This window comes from Cyanobium sp. WKJ7-Wakatipu (assembly GCF_024345355.1).
GTDB lineage: Bacteria > Cyanobacteriota > Cyanobacteriia > PCC-6307 > Cyanobiaceae > Cyanobium_A > Cyanobium_A usitatum.
This window is the reverse complement of the sequence record NZ_JAGQAY010000001.1, coordinates 133,973-152,161: the sequence shown is the minus strand read 5'-3', so window position 1 is coordinate 152,161 and position 18,189 is coordinate 133,973. Positions and strand designations below refer to the sequence as shown.

The window sequence follows — 18,189 nt, the reverse complement described above, 5'->3', positions numbered from 1 at the left end:
CTGGAGCCATCAACGACCTGCAGCGATTGACTGTCTCCCTGCGAGGAGGCTTCGAGCAGCAGGCCCACTGCCAGCTGATCCGCTTCACTGGCCAGCTGGATGCCTACTCCGACAAACAGTTCGGCGAATTTGTGGCCTCTCACCGCGGCAATGGTCAGCCTTTGGTGATCGACCTCAGCCACATCGACTTCCTCGACTCGTCCGGTCTTGGCGCCTTGGTCCAGCTTGCTAAGCAGTGCAACGGCGATAAGCAGAAATTTTTGGTGGTGGGTAATGCCCGGGTTGTTCAAACCGTGAAGCTGGTGCGCCTAGAAGAATTTCTGCACCTTCAGCCCGACCTCGAAACAGCCCTTGGCAACCTCGCCGCTTGAGCAGGGAAAGGCTGAGCTGCGGCCCGCTTCGAGCTGGCTAGCTGGCCTTGCCCCCCATCCTCCCCAAGCCGAATTAGGCCCGCTACAGCTTGCTTGGCTGGGTGATGCGGTCTGGGAGCTTCATCACCGCCTGCAGCGCTGTCAGCGTCCAGGCCGCTCCCACACCCTGCACCAGGAGGTTGTGCAGGTAGTGCGTGCCGACGCCCAGGCTCTGGCACTGGAGAAGCTTGATCAACAGCTCACGGATGCGGAGCGAGACCTTGTGCGCCGGGGCCGCAATCGGGCTGGCAGGGGCCCCCGGCGGGGGGATGCGGCGGCCTACGGCCAGGCAACGGGCCTTGAGGCCCTGCTTGGTTGGTTGTTTCTTCATGAGCCTGTCCGGTTAGCCGAGCTGCTAGATCACTTGCAGGAGATCGATCCATAACCTGCAGACAACGCCATGAGCCCACGATTTGAACGCCGTCCCGAGAAGCGGACGGGGGGCGGCGCCCGCGGGGCTGGCCGTCCTCCCCGCTTCAGCGGTCCCAAGCCTGAATGGCGCCGCGATGGAGCCGGTGAAGGCCGTGAGGGCAGTGAGGGAAGAGAAGGCCGTGAGGGCCGTGAAGGCCGTGAAGGGCCAAGAGATCGGGATCCCCGGCGAGAGACCGGTGCACGACCCGCCCCCCGAGGGGTATCCCGCTTCCAGCCCCGCCGCGATGGGCCAGCCGACCGCCCCAGTAGTCGCGGCGAGCGCCGCCCATTTGAACGGCGTGGTGACAGCGAGCGTCCGTCCTTCGACCGTCCGCCTGCTTCCCGTTTTTCCAGCGATCGCACTGGCTCAGACAGCAAGCCCTACGAGCGGCGACCCGGCGGCCGCTTTGAAGGTCGTCCCCAGGGCCGCCGTCCCGACTCAGGTCGCCCAGATAGCCGTCGGTTTGAAGGTGGGGGTCGCTTTGAAGGGGCCGGTCGCCCTGATGGTCGCCCTGTTAGCCGACGTTTTGACACGGGGACCCGCCCAGCGCCTGGCAGGTTTGCTGGCAAGCCGCTGATCGTCGACGCGGATACCCTGCCGCCCAGCGGTGATGCTGAGCGCCACAGCGTCGATCCCAGCGCCGATTTGATCTGGGGCCGGCATCCTGCCCAGGCGGCACTTGAGAGCGGTCGACCGATTCATCGCGTCTGGTGCACTCCAGAAATGCGCTTCAGCCCCAAGTTTCTGCAGCTGCTGCGAGAAGCCAAGGCATCGGGAGTACTGGTTGAGGAGGTCACCTGGGCGCGCCTGGGTCAGCTCACCGGAGGTGCCGTGCACCAGGGCATCACCCTGCAAACAGCGGCAGCTGAGACCCTTGATCTACAGACCCTGATGGAGGGCTGCGCAACCATTGGTGAGCCGGCCTTGCTGATGGCGGTCGACGGTCTTACTGATCCCCAGAACCTCGGCGCAATTGTGCGTAGTGCCGAAGCCCTGGGTGCCCATGGCCTGGTTTTGCCCCAGCGCCGCAGCGCTGGACTTACCGGCTCGGTGGCCAAGGTTGCGGCAGGTGCTCTTGAGCACTTGCCCGTGTCAAGGGTGGTTAACCTCAACCGCGCTCTCGACACCCTCAAGCAGGAGGGTTATCGGGTAGTGGGTCTGGCAGCCGAGGGCACCGTCAGCCTGGAGGAGGCCGATCTAGCTGGGCCTTTGGTCATAGTCACCGGTTCTGAGGGTGATGGTCTCTCCATGCTCACCCGACGCAATTGCGATCAGCTGGTGCGCATCCCCCTGCGTGGCGCCACACCAAGCCTTAACGCCTCTGTGGCTACCGCCCTATTGCTCTATGAGGTGGCACGGCGTGGCTGGATGAAGGGTTTGAGCGGTTCCCAGCCCGCGCCCCGCTTGGTGCGCCCCCAGCTGCCCGCTCCAGCCGCCAGCCCCGAGCCTGAGGAAGAGCCCACAATCCAGCCGGCTGGCTCCCCTGAGCTTCTGCACGAACAAGAGCCTCAGCTGGAGCAAGAGGTAATGCCGGAAATTGAGCCGGAGGATCAGTCAGAGCTACCGGCAGAGCAGCAGATTGCTGCAGCCACCCCAGCCAACCAGGAACCGGTCATTGACCTGGGTACGGAGCCAGCCGCCAAATCTGGTTTCCATGGGGATATTCAACTGTGACTCCCCCATCAGGTCTCGGTACCGGCGCCGGGCAGAATGGCCTACAAGCCGCTCCTGCCTCATGAATCCCCTGCTGTGGCCAGTGCGCAGCTGCGCTAATGGTCTGGGTCTGGCCTGGTGGGCACGGGTAGAAACCCACTCTCCCAACGCTGTTTATTGGTTTGGCCCCTTCGTGCGTCGCGGCACCCTGGAAAGCCATCTGCCGGCTTTCTTGAACGACCTCCGGGCCGAATCTCCGGGTTCTCTGGATCACCAGTTACTGCGCACCCGACGGGGCGAACCGCTCACCGAGCTCGACTGAGGGCTAGTGGCCGTTGCCGCTGGCTGATAGCGTCCAATCCAACTGGCAACAGGGTTGATGGGGATCGCTGATTCGCGCGAACAGGGGATTGCTCAATGGCGTCAGCAGCTGCGCAATGGTGAGGTTTCAGCCCGTGAACTCACCGAACACCATCTGGCCCGCATCCAGGCGGTTGATCCCACCGTTCACGCCTATCTGGAGATAACTGCAGAGCGGGCCAGGGCTGATGCGGACCACATCGACGCCCGCCTCGCTGCTGGAGAAGATTTGCCACCCCTGGCAGGTATTCCTCTGGCAATCAAGGACAACCTCTGCACTAAGGGGGTCCCTACCACCTGCTCCAGTCGCATGCTGGAGCACTTCGTCCCCCCCTACGAGAGCACTGTTACCGACCGCCTCTGGCAGTCGGGAGCTGTCTTGCTTGGCAAGACAAACCTCGATGAGTTCGCCATGGGCAGCTCCACCGAGACCTCAGCCTTCGGACCCAGCCGCAACCCTTGGAATCCAGAGAGGGTGCCTGGTGGTAGCTCCGGTGGCAGCGCCGCCGCGGTGGCTGCAGGCGAGTGCATCGCCGCCCTTGGCTCCGACACTGGCGGATCGATTCGCCAGCCCGCCTCCTTCTGCGGGGTGGTGGGATTGAAGCCCACCTATGGCCGCGTCAGCCGCTACGGCCTGGTCGCCTTTGCCAGCTCACTCGACCAGGTGGGCCCGTTCACCAACTCGGTGGCGGATGCGGCCGAGCTGCTGCAGGTGATCGCCGGTGCGGATCCGCGCGATGCCACCTGCCTGCAGGCCCCCGTGCCCGATTACGTCGCCGCCCTTGACCAACCTGTTGCTGGTTTGAGGGTGGGCATGGTGCGCGAGTGCTTCGAAGCTGAGGGCCTTGATCCCCAGGTGAAGGCTGCTGTGCTGGCCGCTGCCGCCCAGTTGGAGGCCCTGGGCTGCGAGCTGGTGGATGTGAGCTGCCCCCGCTTCAACGACGGCATCGCCACCTACTACGTAATCGCGCCATCAGAGGCCTCTGCAAACCTGGCCCGCTACGACGGTGTCAAATACGGCTACCGGGCCCCGGATGCCACCAGCCTTGCCGAGATGACGGCCCGCAGCCGGGCTGAGGGCTTTGGCGACGAGGTGCAGCGCCGCATCCTGATCGGCACCTACGCCCTCTCGGCCGGATATGTGGACGCCTACTACAAGAAAGCCCAGCAGGTGCGCACCTTGATTCGGCGAGACTTTGACCGAGCCTTCGAGGCAGTGGATGTGCTGCTCACCCCCACCTCGCCCACCACGGCCTTTGGCTTTGGCGCCCACAGCGACGACCCCTTGGCTTTGTACCTCGCCGACCTGCTCACCATCCCGGCGAACATGGCTGGCCTGCCTGCCATCAATGTGCCCTGCGGCTTTGATCTCGAGGGCCTGCCAATTGGTCTGCAGCTGATCACGGGAGTGCTTGAAGAGCCGCGCCTGCTTCAGGTGGCCCACCACTACGAACAGGCCGCTCAGGTGATGCAGGCTCGGCCAGTGGCCCCATTGGTGCCCTAGGGACTGACCCCAGATCTAGTGGTTTTGCGCCGCTCTGGCGCGCAAATGACACCGGATCTTGCGTGGTCGCCTAGCTTGGGGAGGCTTCCGATGCCTTCCGGCTAGACCTGCCCTTGGCCTTCGTTCCGCTCCACAACCACAGCGACTACAGCCTTCTAGACGGGGCGAGCCAGTTGCCTGCGATGGTGGATCGGGCCGTGGAGCTGGGCATGCCAGCCCTTGCACTCACCGATCACGGCGTCATGTATGGCGCCATTGAGCTGCTCAAGCTTTGCGCCAAGGCCGGGATCAAGCCGATCATCGGCAATGAGATGTATGTCATCAATGGCTCCATTGATGATCCTCAGCAGAAAAAGGAGCGCCGCTACCACTTGGTGGTGCTAGCCAAAAATGCGGTCGGCTATCGCAACCTGGTGAAGCTCACCAGCATCAGCCACCTACGCGGCATGCGCGGCCGAGGCATCTTTGCCCGTGCCTGTATCGACAAGCAATTGTTGAGCCAGTACAGCGAAGGTTTGATCGTGGCTACTGCCTGCCTGGGAGGCGAAATTCCTCAGGCGATTTTGCACGGCCGGCCCGATGCGGCGCGGGAGGTTGCCAGCTGGTATCAACAAACTTTTGGCGACGACTTCTACCTGGAAATCCAGGATCATGGCGGCATCGAAGACCGCATCGTTAACACCGGGATTGCCCGCCTCGGTGCCGAGCTGGGTATTGAACTGATCGCCACCAATGATGCCCATTACTTAAGTGCCAACGACGTAGAAGCCCATGACGCGCTGCTCTGCGTACTCACAGGCAAGTTGATCAGCGACGTGAAGCGTCTGCGCTACACGGGTACGGAATACATCAAGGGGGAGGCAGAGATGCTCTCCCTGTTCAATGACCACCTTCCTGCCGAGCTGATTGAGCGGGCTGTTGCGAACACAGCAAAGGTGGCTGAAAAGGTGGAGGCCTACGACATCCTCGGCCGCTATCAGATGCCCCGCTTCCCCATCCCGACTGGTCACACAGCGGTGAGCTATCTCACTGAGGTGGCCGAGCAGGGCCTCCGGCAGCGCCTACGCCTGGCCGATGACGTTTGCTTCGAGCCCCAATATGGCGATCGCCTCGCCTTTGAGCTCCAGGTAATGGAGCAGATGGGTTTTCCCACCTACTTCCTGGTGGTGTGGGACTACATCCGCTTCGCCCGGGACAATGGCATACCTGTGGGGCCGGGTCGTGGTTCAGCTGCGGGTTCCTTGGTGGCCTACGCCCTAGGGATCACCAACATTGACCCGGTTACCAATGGTTTGCTTTTTGAGCGGTTCTTGAACCCTGAGCGCAAGTCGATGCCGGATATTGATACGGACTTCTGTATCGAGCGGCGTGGCGAAGTTATCGACTATGTAACTAAGCGCTATGGCGAAGAAAAGGTGGCCCAGATCATCACCTTCAACCGCATGACATCAAAAGCGGTGCTCAAGGATGTGGCCCGCGTACTTGATATTCCCTATGGCGATGCAGATCGCCTGGCCAAGTTGATCCCTGTGGTGCGGGGTAAACCTGCCAAGCTCAAGGAAATGATCGGAACCGAATCACCGGCTCCAGAATTTCGGGAGAAATATGAAAAGGACCCAGTGGTACAGCGCTGGGTTGATATGGCAATGCGTATTGAGGGCACAAACAAGACCTTTGGTGTGCACGCGGCTGGTGTGGTGATTGCAGCGGAGCCCCTTGATGAATTGGTCCCCCTGCAGCGCAACAACGATGGCCAGGTGATTACTCAATACTTTATGGAAGATGTGGAGTCGATGGGTCTATTGAAAATGGACTTTCTCGGCCTAAAAAACCTGACAATGATCGATAAAACTGTCGATCTTGTGCAGCAATACAGCGGCATCAAGGTTGATCCTGATGATCTGCCTCTTAACGACGCAGGTACCTATGCCCTGCTTGCTCGTGGTGATCTGGAGGGCATCTTCCAGCTTGAATCCAGTGGCATGCGCCAGATTGTTCGCGATCTCAAGCCTTCATCGCTTGAGGATATCTCTTCTATTTTGGCCCTATACCGGCCCGGTCCGCTTGATGCAGGTCTGATCCCTAAATTCATTAATCGCAAGCACGGTAGGGAGGTAATTGATGTAGCCCACGAGAAGCTTGAGCCGATCCTTAAGGAGACTTATGGAATCATGGTTTACCAAGAGCAGATCATGAAGATCGCTCAGGAATTGGCTGGCTACTCCCTTGGCGAAGCAGATCTGCTGCGGCGGGCTATGGGTAAGAAGAAAAAGAGTGAGATGGAGAAACACCAGGGACTTTTTGTTAGTGGCGCCACGGAACGTGGCGTCGAACCGCGAATAGCGGAGGCACTTTTTGAGCAGATGGTTTTGTTTGCTGAATACTGTTTCAACAAGAGCCATTCCACCGCCTACGGCGCGGTGACCTATCAGACGGCTTACCTAAAGGCCCACTACCCAGTTGCCTACATGGCGGCGCTGCTCACAGTCAACGCCGGAGACTCGGCCAAGGTGCAGCGATATATCGCCAACTGCAATGCAATGGGTGTCGAGGTGATGCCCCCTGATGTAAATGCTTCCGGCATCGATTTCACACCCGTTGGTGATCGGATTCTTTTTGGTCTTTCGGCCGTTCGCAATCTCGGTGATGGGGCGATTCGACAGTTGATTGAGGCCCGCTCTGGCGATGGTTGTTTCAACTCCCTAGCTGAGCTATGCGATCGCATTCCTGGTCAGCAGCTCAACCGACGCGCCTTGGAGGCCTTGATCCATTCAGGAGCACTTGATGCCCTCGAGCCTCTGGGCAATCGCGCCCAATTGATGGCGGATCTGGATCTAGTCATCGACTGGGCCAGCTCCCGTGCCAAGGATCGGGCCAGCGGTCAGGGCAACCTCTTTGATTTGTTTGGCGCCACCGCCGCAGCCGACTCTGCTGGGGGTTCCGATGCCACCGGCCTGGGCGATATCAGCACCGCCCCCAAGGCGGCTCCGGTGCGCGACTATCCCCCAACTGAAAAACTCCGCCTGGAAAAGGAGTTGGTGGGTTTCTACCTATCAGACCACCCCCTGAAGCAGCTGGCCCAGCAGGTGAAGTTGCTATCGCCGGTCGCCCTGGGCAATCTCGACGAGATGGCCGACAAGGCCAAGGTGAGCGCAATTGTGATGGTGCCTGAGCTGCGCCAGGTGAACACCCGCAAGGGCGACCGGATGGCCGTGCTTCAGCTTGAGGACCTAACCGGCAGCTGTGAAGCGGTCGTGTTTCCTAAAAGCTATGCCCGTTTAGCCGACCACCTAATGGTGGATGCGCGCTTGCTGGTGTGGGCCTCGGTAGATCGCCGCGATGATCGAGTGCAATTAATTGTCGAAGACTGCCGCTCCATTGACGATCTGCAGTTGTTGATGGTCGATTTGCCTGCCGATCAGGCCGCCGACATCGCCATTCAGCACCGCCTGCGCGAGTGCCTACATCGCCACAAGCCACCCCAGGACGAGGCTGGCCTGCGAGTACCTGTGGTGGCTCTGGTCCGTCAGGCGGGCCAGACCCGCTTCGTGCGGCTTGGCCCCCAATTTTGCGTAGGCGATGTGGGCGCTGCCCTTGATACCCTCACCGCTGCCGATTTTCAGGCCCGAATCAGCTCACCGCTCTTGGCGGCCTGAGCTGGTTGGCTGATTATCTGCACCATTGCGCATCGCCTTAATCGAGCTGCGCAAGCGGCTGATATTTAGCCCGATCTGCTCGGTGCCGAACAAGCTGCCTGGCTTCTCTTCCCAGCTTGCGGAAAGCACACCAAAGCTCAAGCCCAACAGCCCTAGAAAAAAACATCCACCCGATGCCGCCAAGGTGGCACTGGGTGGAACGTCAAAAATTTGGCGGCTGACTAACAGGTAGCTACCAATAAATACGCCCATGCCCATGACGGTGGGAATGCCAGTGCCGATTGCAATTCGGCGCGCCATGCGATTGGCAACCGCGTCAGGGATTACCTGCTGGCTGGGACCGGAACGCCGGGCCGGTTTTGGGTTGCCTTTGCCCGATTGGGCGCGACCTTGCATTCCCTTTCCGGCCATGGCTGCCTCGATCAGCCCCGGATGCCGAGCTTGGCGATCAAAGCGCTGTAGCGCTCCTTGCTGATGCCATTTAGGTAACCAAGCAGGCGCTTACGGCGTCCGATCATCTTGAGCAGGCCTTGGCGCGAAGAAAAATCGTGCTTGTTTTTCTGCAGATGGCCGGTCAGCTGGCTGACCCGCTCACTGAGCATGGCCACCTGGACTTCCACCGATCCGGTGTCTGTGCCATGGGTCTGGTGACCGTTGATCAGTTCCTGCTTTTTGGTGGTGGTGAGCGGCATGGGCTGGGGAATAAAACGCAGGCTGGGCCCGGTTTGGGGACCTACGGTGCAAGTTCCCACCATACCTTCTGACGGACATTGGTATTCCGTCTCAATCCATTGGGCGGGATAGCCAGCGCAAGCACTCTCGGATCCAATCTTCTGCCCCGGCCGACTCCCCCATGCCGACGGCGGCTACCGCGCGCAGGGCGCGATGGATTTCAAGGGCTTCGTAGCCCAGAGCAGCCAGGGTTAGCTGCACTTCATCACGGCCTTCTGCCGGCAGCAGGGGGCCGTCCGCCAGCGAATCCGGATCGCCGTGGTTTTCCAGTTGCCCCAGAAACCGCTGCTGCAGTTTGGTCCGCAGCTCAACAGCCAAGCGCTCGGCTGTGCGCTTTCCCACCCCGGGTGCCTGGCAGAGCCGCCGCAGATCGGTCTGAACGATGGCTTGCACCAACTCCCTGGGATCCATCACTCCCAGTAATCCCAGGCCCATTTGAGGCCCTACGCCGCTTACGGCAACCAATTCCCGAAACAGATCCCTTTCGTGGCGCTCACCAAAGCCGTAGAGAATCCAGGCGTCGTCGCGGATGGCCAAGTGGGTGTGCAGCCCCAGAGCACTGCCCTCCTGCGGCAGCTGCTGCCATTGCCGCTGGCTCACCTGAACCTCATAACCCACCCCCTGACACACCAGCAGCAGGCCATAGCGCTTGTCCTGCTGCCAGGGATGGTTGAGTTGCCCTTGCAGCCAGCCGATCATGGAGTCAGTAATAGGTTCCCCATCGTGCCCGCCGTGTTCAGCCGTGCCCAGCCCCTGCCGCTTCCCCGGTTGAGCGCCTGGTTGCTGCCATTGCTGTTGATGGTCTGCATGGTGCTCACTGGTTGCAGTGCTATCGCTCAGCCGCCGCGATCGGTGTTGTTGCAAGCCCTGGAGTTGCAGATTCAGCTCACCCAGGGCGCCATCGCTGATGCCCTGGCCCTAGATGCCGGCGGCATGCCGGAGGTGAGTCGGGTGCGGGTGGCTCAGCAGCAGCCGATCGGGATCGGCGAGGCCAAGGGGCTGCGGCTGGAGGGCCAGTTCGACTGGCGCCTCGCTGGCGATCCGATCCGGGTGGACAGTCCCTTTGAGCTCTTTCTGCAGCGGGGCGAGCGCGGCCAAAGCTGGCGTTTGGCCCGCCCCGTGGGCCCTGCCCCATCTGCCGGCACTGACGGCCAGCAGACCTGGATCACCGACCCGCTACCACTCAAGCCAAGGGGCTGATCAGCAAGACTTGAAGGATGGATACGAGCCCACCTGCCTGGCTGCCTGAGACAGCCGCCCGCATCTACCCCGGTTGGGTGCAGCGCAAGGCTGTCACCCTGTGCAAGCGGGATCAGAAACGTGGCGGCAGCAGCAACGTGCAGGAATACCGCATCGCCATTCACAACGCCGTGGTTGCATCGGGCGGCCTGGACCACTGGACCGGCGAGCAGCTCGACTGGCATCTGATTGGCACCTACGACAACCGGGAAGCTGAAGCTGGAAAGGGTGCACACAAGAAGCAGTACGCCCTACTTCCCACAATCGATCACCATTCCAATCTTCCCGAGCCAAATTTCGTTATCTGCGCCTGGCGAACCAATGACGCCAAACACGACATGACGCCGGAGGAGCTGGTGGAGTTTTGCCGCCGGGTTCTCGCCCATGACGAGGCTAAGACCGCTTCTGTTGCCGACTGTGGCTAAGGCTCACCAGGGTGGCTGCCAGAACGAGGCCAGCCCCGGCGATGGTCCAGCTGTCAATTGACTCACCAAATAGCAACCAGCCCCAGCCTCCGGCAAACAGCACCTGCACGTAGCTGATCGCCGTTGCTCTCGCCGCCGGCAGGGCAGTGAGGCTGCGGGTCAGATACACCTGACCAAGCTGGGTGAAGACCCCAACCCCGACCAGCCAAAGCAGCTCCGCTGGGGTGGGAAGCACGGGATTGAGGGCCACCAGCGGCAGGCTCAAGGGCAGGGCCACCAAGGGGAAGTAAAAAACGATCACCAGCGGGTGCTCGCTCGCGCCCAGGGAGCGCACGCTTACGTAGGCAAGGGCAGTGAATAGGGCACCGGTAACTGCGATCAGTACGGGAAAAAGCGGCAGGGTCGTGCCGCCCTGCAGCAGGCCGGCCGGCTGGGCGACGAGCAACACCCCGAGCCAGCCCAGGGCCATGGCCGCCAGCACCCGCTTGCCGATTGGCTCACCGAGCATCAGCCAGGCCAGTAGGGCCGTGAACGGCGGGTAGAGGTACTGCAGCACCGTGGCCGCAGCCAAGGGCAAGGCCGCTAGGGCGGCATAAACACACACCAGGGCGGCCGTGCCGATCGCTCCGCGCCAGATCAGTAGCCAGCGCCTTTTGCCCCAAGCTGGAATCCCGGCTCGGTGCAGCAGCCACCAGCTCAGGGCCACGCTAACAATCGCCCGGGCGAACACCACCTCGGCAACGGGAATGCGCCCTCCCACCTGCTTGACGCAGACGCCCATCAGCGAAAAGCTCAGGGCACTGGCAACCATGCCGAGCATGGCTTGCCTTCCCTGGTCAGAATCAGGCTTCGCTTCAGCGCCCACCGCAAATAGCCCCTTCCTTGAGCCTGCCTCGTCTCCACCCCCGCACGATTGAGGCCGTCAAGGAGCGGGCTGACATCGTTGATGTGGTGGGCGAGCACGTAGTACTCAAAAAGAAGGGGCGTGAGTACGTAGGCATCTGTCCCTTCCACGACGACACGTCACCGTCAATGACGGTGTCCCCAGCAAAGCAGTTCTACTACTGCTTCTCCTGTGGTGCCGGCGGCAATGCCATCAAGTTTTTGATGGAGCACCAGCGCCAGAGCTTCAGCGATGTGGTGCTGGAGCTGGCGCGCAAATACCAGCTGCCGATCGAGACCCTCGATGGCCCCCAGCAGGAGCGGCTGCGCAAGCAGCTCTCGCGCCGCGAACAGCTGCACCGGGTACTCACCCTGGCGGCTGGTTGGTTCCGTAGCCAATTGCGCGCCCCTGAGGGTGCCGCCGCTCTCACCTATCTGCGCGAAAGTCGCGGCCTGAATGAAGCCACCCTGGAGGCCTTCGAGCTCGGCTTTGCTCCCGACCGTTGGGATGGCCTGTTAAGCCACCTGCAGCAGGTTGAGGGGCTGGGGCCGGAGCTGCTGGAGGAAGCAGGCCTGGTGGTGCCGCGCAAGGGCGCCAGTTCCCAGGACGGCCGCGGTTTCTACGACCGCTTTCGCGGCCGGGTAATGGTGCCGATTAAGGACCGCCAGGGGCGGGTGATCGGTTTCGGTGGCCGCAGCCTTGATGGCGGCGAGCCCAAGTACCTCAACTCTCCGGAGACTGAGGTGTTCGAAAAGGGCAAGCATCTCTTTGGTCTCGACAAAGCCGCGGCCGCGATCCGCAAGGACGACCGAGCCGTGGTGGTGGAGGGCTACTTCGACGTGATCGCCCTGCACGCCGCCGGGATCACCAATGCGGTGGCGTCCCTTGGCACTGCCCTAAGTAGTCAGCAGATCACCCAGCTCTGCCGCTGCTGCGAGGGGCGGCGGATGGTGCTCAATTTCGATAGCGATGGCGCCGGTGTGCGCGCTGCCCAACGGGCCATTGGCGAAGTGGAGCAGCTGGCCTTGCAGGGCCAGCTGGAGTTGCGGGTGCTGCAACTGCCCTCCGGCAAGGATCCCGATGAGTTCCTCAAGAGCCAGGGTGCCGGCGATTACCGGGCCCTGCTTGACCAGGCGCCGCTCTGGCTCGACTGGCAAATCGAGCAGGTGCTCGAGGGTCGAGATCTAGCCCGTCCCGACCAGTTCCAGCTTGCGGTGACGGCCCTCGTAGCCCTGCTTGGCAAGCTGCCCCAGAGCGCAGTGCGCAGCCACTATCTGCAGCGGGTGGCCGAGCGCCTCAGCGGTGGTCAGGCCCGTCTGGCGATCCAGCTGGAAGACGATCTGCGTCAGCAGGTCAAAGGCCAGCGCTGGCATGGACGTTCCCAGAAGTGGGAGTTGCCGGGTGAGGCTGGGCTGCGGGAGCGGGCTGAAGCGGAGGTGTTGCGGATGTATCTGCACTGCCCCGGCTACCGCAGTGCGATCCGGGTGGAGTTGCGGCAGCGCGAACTCGACGATTTCGCCCTTAAGCACCACCGCCTGCTTTGGGCTGCGATTAGCGGCCTAGAGGAGGTCAACCTCGGTGTGGGCCGGCTTGAGGCGATCAACCGCGGCCACGACTCTGGCTCAGACCTCGCCGATCTTGATTTGCCCCGGTTGCTTGGCGATCAGCTGGTGGTGGAGCAGAGCGCCCTGCTTTCCAGGCTGACGCCGTTGCTGGAGCCTAATGAGTTGCAGCGCATGGCTTTTAGCCAGCCCCTGCTTCAGCTGCGCGGTGCCACGGCATCTCTGGAGCGCCAGAAGAGTGTCAAACGCTGCCGGCATCTGCTGGATGCCTGGAGCAGTCAGCGTCTTGAGACCCTGGAGCGTTGTATTGCCCGGCTGCTGGAGCAGGAAAGGGAGGAGGCCCGGGCCACGGCCTCGGGCCTGGCACCGCTTAGCGATATGGAATCGCGCATCGAGGCCCTCTTCAGCGAACTCAACAGCGACGCCCTGCGCTTTCAGGAGCTCTATTACAACGAACGCAAACATCTCGAACACCTCGACTCCCAGCGCCGCGCTGGCTACGAGGAGGTGATGGCTCAACCGGCGGCTTAATTAGCGGTAAGTACCTCTGTCTTGCCCTAAGACCTTTTCAACACTCTGTTTATCCCCTCGCTTTGATGTTTCTTCCGCGGCTTTCCCTGTTTTTACTGCCATCTTTACTGCTGCCTTTGTGGCTTACCCCTGCCGCGCTTGCCCAGCCCTGCCCCTGCAGCTGTGAGCAACCCAGCCAGGGCGTGATCGGTCCAGATGGTCTGTGTCAGTGCCCCTGTGGGGTGGTGCCGATTCCCGGCATCAATGCCGAAACCCTCTCTGGCCCTCCGAAACCGCCCCAGGCAGGTGGCCCCACTCCTACCTGGACCGTGGAACCTGGCTATGACGACGATTTTGGCGGCCCTTTCTGGGATGACTGGTGGTGATTTCACCAGAGCGTCAGCAGGTGGGGCAGCCAGCCAACGTTGCGCATGCCCTCCACCAGTTCAATGATTGCTGCAATCCATACAAACCAGATGTCGCTGAGGATGTGGCGGCGAAACAGGCGCGGGTTGCTGCTCCAGCTGGCGGGCTCGCAGTAGAGCCCTGGATTGGGCCAGAAGCGTGGCACCCGCTGCCGGTATTGACGGAAGGATTCGCCGAATAGTTCTTCTAGCCGTCTTTCCTCCCTAGCCATGATCCCCGGGTAATAAAGACTAAATATCACCAGAAATAGCAGCGGGTAGGTGAGGGTTTCGGTGCTCAGCCCCACTCCCACCAAACCGATGCTGCTGAACACATACAAGGGGGTGCGACTGATCGAGTAGGGCCCCTCAGTGACCAGCTCTCCGTCCTTGCGGCCGGAGATAAAAAATGAACACCAGATCCGCCCCGTTGCTCCAATGGCAGCCAGGCCAAGGCCGGTGCTGAACAGGAACGTGGCTACATTTTCATGCTGCAGCTCCCAGTGGCTCTGGGTGAGTGCTAACAAGATGAAAGCCAGTACTGCCACCAACTTCGATAGCACGGTGCGCTGGTCTTCCCACCAGGTTTTGCCGGCTGCTTTAGGCAATGGCGTCATGGGCTCGTCACAGTCAGCCTTGGTCTACTCCTTTATTTGCTGATCCCCGCATACGCTGCATACCTGCTGATTCCACCCTGGTTCCATGGGGTTTTTCGAGGTGTTCTGGGACGGTGAAGCCATCGGCGATGGCAGCGATCTTGAGGAAGCTCTCACCGCCTACCTCTCCGTGCAGCCTGAAGACATCAGCTGGGTTGAGGCCTGCGCCGCTGCCAGCGCTCCTCCCTGCATCCGTCGCTATGCCTCGTTTGAGGCCTACCTCGACAATGCCGATGAACAGGAGATGATCACCGTTACTGCCGCCATGATCGAAGCCGCCTTGTTGCCATTGTCATCAGGCCCGCAGTGATCAGGTCGGCAGTGATCAGGCCCGCACCACCGGGATGGCGTCTAGGCGGGTAGTGGCCGCTCCAGATAGTCGTGAGCGCCGCATTCGCCAAGGGGTCTGCAGTCCCGCGGCTGCCCATTGCACGGTGCCGCTGCCGTAGTGGCGGTTAAGCTGGTCGATGGTGGCCATTAGGGCTGTGCGACGGTGTTGTTGCTCCAAGGGCAGTGGCAGCAGCAAGTTGTGCTGGAGGGTCTCCTCTCCCTGCAGTTGCTGCATCAGTACGCCTGCTTTGTGCAGGGGCTTGTGGGGGCTGAACAGCACTGCCACCAGGGGTAGGGCTGCCTGCAGCAGTACGGCGGTGTCATTGCTGGCTAGCGGCAGGCTCACCGTGGCGCTGTTGCTGTAAAAACTGGTGCCGTTGAAGGGGTTGCTGCGCACGAACACCGTGATTGCACCAGCCCGTTGCTGTTGCCGCCGCAATTTCTCCGCTGCCCGGCTCAGGTAGGTAGCAACCGCCTCCCTCAGTTCGCTCTGGCTGGTGATCGGCTGGCTAAAGCTGCGACTCACGCAGGTTTCCCGCTTGGCGGCCGGCAGGGTCTCTAGCGGTAGGCAGGCCATACCCCGCAACTCCTGCTGCAGGCGCAGTCCCACCACGCCGCAGCGGCGGCGCAGTTCGCCACTGGGCATGTCGCGCAGAGCCTTGGCATCGGCGACACCGCGCAGGCGGCACCAGCGGGAGAGCTGGCGGCCCATGCCCCATACATCCTCGATGGCGACCGCTGCTAGGTGGGGATCGGGGTCATCCATGCTGCCGAGGTCGAAGACACCCGTGGCGCTGGCCGTCGTCTTGGCAAGTCGGTTGGCGAGCTTGGCCAGCACCTTGCTGGGGCCGATGCCTACCGCCACCGGCAGGCCGAGCTGGCAGAGCACGTGGTGACGCAGCTGCCGGCCCCAATCGTGCAGGCTGCGCTGGTCAGCGGGCCGGCTTAGCTGGCCGAAAGCTTCATCGATCGAATAGATCTCCAGCGCTTCCACCCAGGGTTCCAGGGTGGCCATCAGCCGCTGGCTCATATCGGCGTATAGGGCGTAGTTGGAGCTGCGCACCACCACGCCCTGGCGCTCCAGCTCGCGCCGCACCTGAAAGTAGGGCTGGCCCATGCGGATGCCGAGGGCTCGGGCCTCGGCGCTGCGCGACACGATGCAACCGTCGTTATTAGAGAGCACCACCAACGGCCGCCCCAGCACGGCGGGATCCAGCACCGCTTCGCAGGAGGCGTAGAAGTTGTTGCCGTCGATCAGCACGATTGCCTGGCGACGGCGGCTCCAGGGTTCGCAGGTCATGGCGCTTTACGGCACACCCCAGCCAGGTTCCAGCGTGCGGATCACGTGCAGGGCCACCGCCCAGATGCGAGCGCCATCAAAGCAATCCAGCTCTAGGGGCGGGTAGGCCGGGTGGGCTGCCTCCAGTCGTAGCCGGCCTTGGTGGGCTACTAGCCGTTTAAGGGTGAAGCAGCCGTCCAGGCAGGCCACCACGATCTGGCCGGGGCGGGGCTCCAGGCCTCGATCGACGATCAGCAGGTCGCCGTGGTCGATTCCGGCTGCCTGCATCGATTCACCACTCACCCGCAGCAACACCGTGCTGGCGCGGCAACGGATCAACTGGGCATCGAGACTGGCGCTTCCCGGCAATGGCGGAAAGACTGGATGGGCTGGGTGTGCCAGGCGCGCGCCGCGGGTCAACCCATGCTAGTTCAGGCGTACTGCCGCGCTGTTTTAGTCCGGCTCGCCGGACTCGGGCGTAGTGGTGGTGAAGCGTCGGTAGAGCCAGGCGCCAGCTGCGCCCCACAGCAAGGTCCACAACACGAAGGTGGTGAGGGTGCCGAGCTGGCCGGTCTCGAGGGAATAGACGCCGGCCTGGATTAGTCCCGCATCGATCAGGGAGCCGCCGATGCCCCAGCCGAGCACCCAGCTGAATAGAAAGCCGATCGCCTGAAGATTGCCGGTCATGGGGTGGAGGTTAGGCGCTGGTTGAAGCGACGAATGAACAGTGCCAGCGGCATCGGACCGCAACGGCGTTGCCAGCCCAGCCCTTCCGGATAGCGCCGCCAGCAGGACAGGCGGCCACCGCGGCGGTCCAGGCAGATCAGGTAGCGGTAGGTAGCAACAGGTGTTGGAGAAAGGTTTTCCGGTGCTGGCAGCGGCGCCAAGGGCAAGAAAACAGCATGCAGCTCCTGCCAGCTGCTGGGCGGCCTGCCGCTGCTGCGCAGGGGCGAGCCAAGCAAGCTGGCGAGCTGCTGGGGGAAGCCGGCGTCTGGCAGCAGCCAGTGGCCCTGGCGGGATTGGCAGGGTTCGAGCAGGGAGATCACGGCGGCACAGGCCATGGGCAGAAAAGGGCAGGACCCTTCTCCAGTGCCCGGCCTGTCCCACGGTCAGCCGCGGTGGGGTAGCTCCCGGATCAGACCCGGCCCTATCCCACGCTGGCCATATGGCGCATTAGGTCGAGGCACTTGCAGCTGTAGCCCCACTCGTTGTCGTACCAAGCCACAACCTTCACGAAGGTGTCGGTGAGGGCGATGCCGGCTCCGGCATCAAAAACCGAGGTGCAGCTCTCACCCAGAAAGTCGGTGCTCACAACCTCGTCTTCGGTGTAGCCAAGAATTCCGGCCATGGGGCCTTCGCTGGCGGCCTTCATGGCGGCCTTGATCTGGTCGTAGCTGGCGGGTTTGGCCAGGTTCACGGTGAGGTCCACCACCGATACATCGGGGGTGGGAACGCGGAAGGCCATGCCGGTGAGCTTGCCGTTGAGCTCGGGGATTACCCGGCCAACCGCCTTAGCGGCACCGGTGGAGCTGGGGATGATGTTTTGGGCTGCGCCGCGGCCACCACGCCAGTCATTCACCGAAGGGCCATCCACGGTTTTCTGAGTGGCGGTGGTGGCATGCACCGTGGTCATCAAGCCATTGACGATGCCGAAGTTGTCGTGGAGCACCTTGGCGACAGGTGCCAGGCAATTGGTGGTGCAGCTGGCATTGGAAACCACGTCCTGGCCCGCGTAGCTGCTGTGGTTCACGCCCATCACGAACATTGGTGTGGCGTCCTTGGAGGGAGCGCTCATCACCACACGCTTGGCGCCGGCATTGATATGGGCGCGGGCGGAGACGTCGGTGAGGAAAAAACCGGTGCTTTCGAGCACGTAGTCGGCGCCAACCTCGCCCCACTTGAGGTTGTTTGGATCTCGCTCGGCGCTGATACGGATCACCTGGCCATTCACCACCAGCTGTCCGTTTTCGACGGCCACCTCACCCTGGAAGCGGCCATGGGTGGAGTCGTAACGGAGCATGTAGGCCAGGTAGTCGACCTCGATCAGGTCGTTAATACCGACGATCTCCACGTCCGCCAGGGTCATGGCACGCCGGAAGGCAAGGCGGCCGATGCGGCCAAAACCGTTAATGCCGATGCGAATGGTCATGGTGGAGCTCCCTAAACCCTGTGGC

General features: G+C 62.2%; 21 protein-coding genes. 11 read left to right on the top strand and 10 right to left on the bottom strand.

Going from position 1 to position 18,189, the window contains the following annotated elements:
* Positions 1-26: 26 nt before the first annotated feature.
* The 6 genes from KBY83_RS00795 (at position 27) to KBY83_RS00770 (ending at position 7,995) form a co-directional block, all read left to right on the top strand.
* Positions 27-371 (top strand): STAS domain-containing protein, encoded by a 345-nt coding sequence (locus KBY83_RS00795; RefSeq protein ID WP_255017832.1) that lies wholly within the window; start codon positions 27-29, stop codon positions 369-371.
* A gap of 16 nt (positions 372-387) precedes the next feature.
* Positions 388-795, top strand: a complete 408-nt coding sequence (locus tag KBY83_RS00790; protein WP_255017902.1) for a ribonuclease III domain-containing protein — start codon at positions 388-390, stop codon at positions 793-795.
* A 15-nt stretch (positions 796-810) separates the two neighbouring features.
* Positions 811-2,496, top strand: a complete 1,686-nt coding sequence (rlmB, locus tag KBY83_RS00785) for a 23S rRNA (guanosine(2251)-2'-O)-methyltransferase RlmB (protein WP_255017831.1) — start codon at positions 811-813, stop codon at positions 2,494-2,496.
* A 61-nt stretch (positions 2,497-2,557) separates the two neighbouring features.
* Positions 2,558-2,797 (top strand): DUF1816 domain-containing protein, encoded by a 240-nt coding sequence (locus tag KBY83_RS00780; RefSeq protein ID WP_106501869.1) that lies wholly within the window; start codon positions 2,558-2,560, stop codon positions 2,795-2,797.
* A gap of 57 nt (positions 2,798-2,854) precedes the next feature.
* Positions 2,855-4,339 (top strand): Asp-tRNA(Asn)/Glu-tRNA(Gln) amidotransferase subunit GatA, encoded by a 1,485-nt coding sequence (gatA, locus tag KBY83_RS00775; protein WP_255017830.1) that lies wholly within the window; start codon positions 2,855-2,857, stop codon positions 4,337-4,339.
* Between the two features lie 113 nt (positions 4,340-4,452).
* A complete protein-coding gene (locus KBY83_RS00770; protein WP_255017829.1) occupies positions 4,453-7,995 on the top strand; it encodes a DNA polymerase III subunit alpha in 3,543 nt (1,180 codons plus the stop codon).
* Here KBY83_RS00770 and KBY83_RS00765 read toward each other — a convergent pair.
* The 3 genes from KBY83_RS00765 to ruvA all read right to left on the bottom strand — a co-directional run bounded on the left by KBY83_RS00765 (position 7,975) and on the right by ruvA (position 9,426).
* A complete protein-coding gene (locus KBY83_RS00765; protein WP_255017828.1) occupies positions 7,975-8,406 on the bottom strand; it encodes a PAM68 family protein in 432 nt (143 codons plus the stop codon). The genes KBY83_RS00770 and KBY83_RS00765 overlap by 21 nt on opposite strands.
* A gap of 11 nt (positions 8,407-8,417) precedes the next feature.
* Complete coding sequence (gene rpsO, locus KBY83_RS00760) at positions 8,418-8,687, bottom strand: 30S ribosomal protein S15 (protein WP_106501986.1); 270 nt, start codon at positions 8,685-8,687, stop codon at positions 8,418-8,420.
* Between the two features lie 91 nt (positions 8,688-8,778).
* Complete coding sequence (gene ruvA / locus KBY83_RS00755; RefSeq protein WP_106501864.1) at positions 8,779-9,426, bottom strand: Holliday junction branch migration protein RuvA; 648 nt, start codon at positions 9,424-9,426, stop codon at positions 8,779-8,781.
* A gap of 99 nt (positions 9,427-9,525) precedes the next feature.
* On the opposite strand from ruvA, the gene KBY83_RS00750 reads away from it, so the two are divergent.
* The gene (locus KBY83_RS00750; protein ID WP_396093159.1) at positions 9,526-9,927 is read left to right on the top strand and encodes a hypothetical protein; all 402 of its coding nucleotides are present in this window, start codon (positions 9,526-9,528) and stop codon (positions 9,925-9,927) included.
* A gap of 17 nt (positions 9,928-9,944) precedes the next feature.
* Positions 9,945-10,391 carry a hypothetical protein gene (locus KBY83_RS00745; protein ID WP_255017826.1) on the top strand — a complete coding sequence of 149 codons (447 nt, stop codon included), beginning with the start codon at positions 9,945-9,947 and terminating at the stop codon, positions 10,389-10,391.
* On the opposite strand, the gene KBY83_RS00740 is transcribed toward KBY83_RS00745, so the two are convergent.
* The gene (locus tag KBY83_RS00740; RefSeq protein WP_315858906.1) at positions 10,360-11,211 is read right to left on the bottom strand and encodes a DMT family transporter; all 852 of its coding nucleotides are present in this window, start codon (positions 11,209-11,211) and stop codon (positions 10,360-10,362) included. The two genes, KBY83_RS00745 and KBY83_RS00740, sit on opposite strands and share 32 nt — an antisense overlap.
* Positions 11,212-11,273: 62 nt before the next feature.
* Here KBY83_RS00740 and dnaG point away from each other — a divergent pair, with 62 nt between their 5' ends.
* Both dnaG and KBY83_RS00730 read left to right on the top strand, forming a co-directional pair.
* Entirely contained in the window at positions 11,274-13,367 is a 2,094-nt protein-coding gene (gene dnaG / locus KBY83_RS00735; RefSeq protein ID WP_255017825.1) for a DNA primase, read from the top strand.
* 65 nt (positions 13,368-13,432) lie between these two features.
* On the top strand, positions 13,433-13,732 hold the full coding sequence (locus KBY83_RS00730) for a hypothetical protein (protein WP_254942457.1): 300 nt from the start codon (positions 13,433-13,435) through the stop codon (positions 13,730-13,732).
* Positions 13,733-13,734: 2 nt separating this feature from the next.
* Here KBY83_RS00730 and KBY83_RS00725 read toward each other — a convergent pair whose 3' ends face one another.
* Positions 13,735-14,367 (bottom strand): isoprenylcysteine carboxylmethyltransferase family protein, encoded by a 633-nt coding sequence (locus KBY83_RS00725; protein ID WP_255017824.1) that lies wholly within the window; start codon positions 14,365-14,367, stop codon positions 13,735-13,737.
* Between the two features lie 85 nt (positions 14,368-14,452).
* Here KBY83_RS00725 and KBY83_RS00720 point away from each other — a divergent pair, with 85 nt between their 5' ends.
* Entirely contained in the window at positions 14,453-14,716 is a 264-nt protein-coding gene (locus tag KBY83_RS00720; RefSeq protein WP_255017823.1) for a hypothetical protein, read from the top strand.
* Positions 14,717-14,731: 15 nt separating this feature from the next.
* Here the strand turns inward: KBY83_RS00720 and KBY83_RS00715 are convergent, their stop codons facing one another.
* From KBY83_RS00715 to gap, 5 genes are all read right to left on the bottom strand, one after another.
* Positions 14,732-16,036, bottom strand: a complete 1,305-nt coding sequence (locus KBY83_RS00715; protein ID WP_254959913.1) for a Y-family DNA polymerase — start codon at positions 16,034-16,036, stop codon at positions 14,732-14,734.
* 6 nt (positions 16,037-16,042) lie between these two features.
* Positions 16,043-16,384, bottom strand: coding sequence for a LexA family protein (locus tag KBY83_RS00710; RefSeq protein WP_396093129.1), 342 nt, complete (start codon positions 16,382-16,384; stop codon positions 16,043-16,045).
* A gap of 84 nt (positions 16,385-16,468) precedes the next feature.
* Positions 16,469-16,702 (bottom strand): hypothetical protein, encoded by a 234-nt coding sequence (locus KBY83_RS00705; protein WP_254936852.1) that lies wholly within the window; start codon positions 16,700-16,702, stop codon positions 16,469-16,471.
* Positions 16,699-17,076, bottom strand: coding sequence for a hypothetical protein (locus KBY83_RS00700; RefSeq protein ID WP_255017822.1), 378 nt, complete (start codon positions 17,074-17,076; stop codon positions 16,699-16,701). The genes KBY83_RS00705 and KBY83_RS00700 overlap by 4 nt, the downstream gene beginning before the upstream one ends.
* A gap of 86 nt (positions 17,077-17,162) precedes the next feature.
* Positions 17,163-18,164: a type I glyceraldehyde-3-phosphate dehydrogenase gene (gene gap, locus KBY83_RS00695; protein ID WP_255017821.1), complete on the bottom strand. Its 1,002-nt coding sequence runs from the start codon at positions 18,162-18,164 to the stop codon at positions 17,163-17,165.
* Positions 18,165-18,189 lie beyond the last annotated feature (25 nt).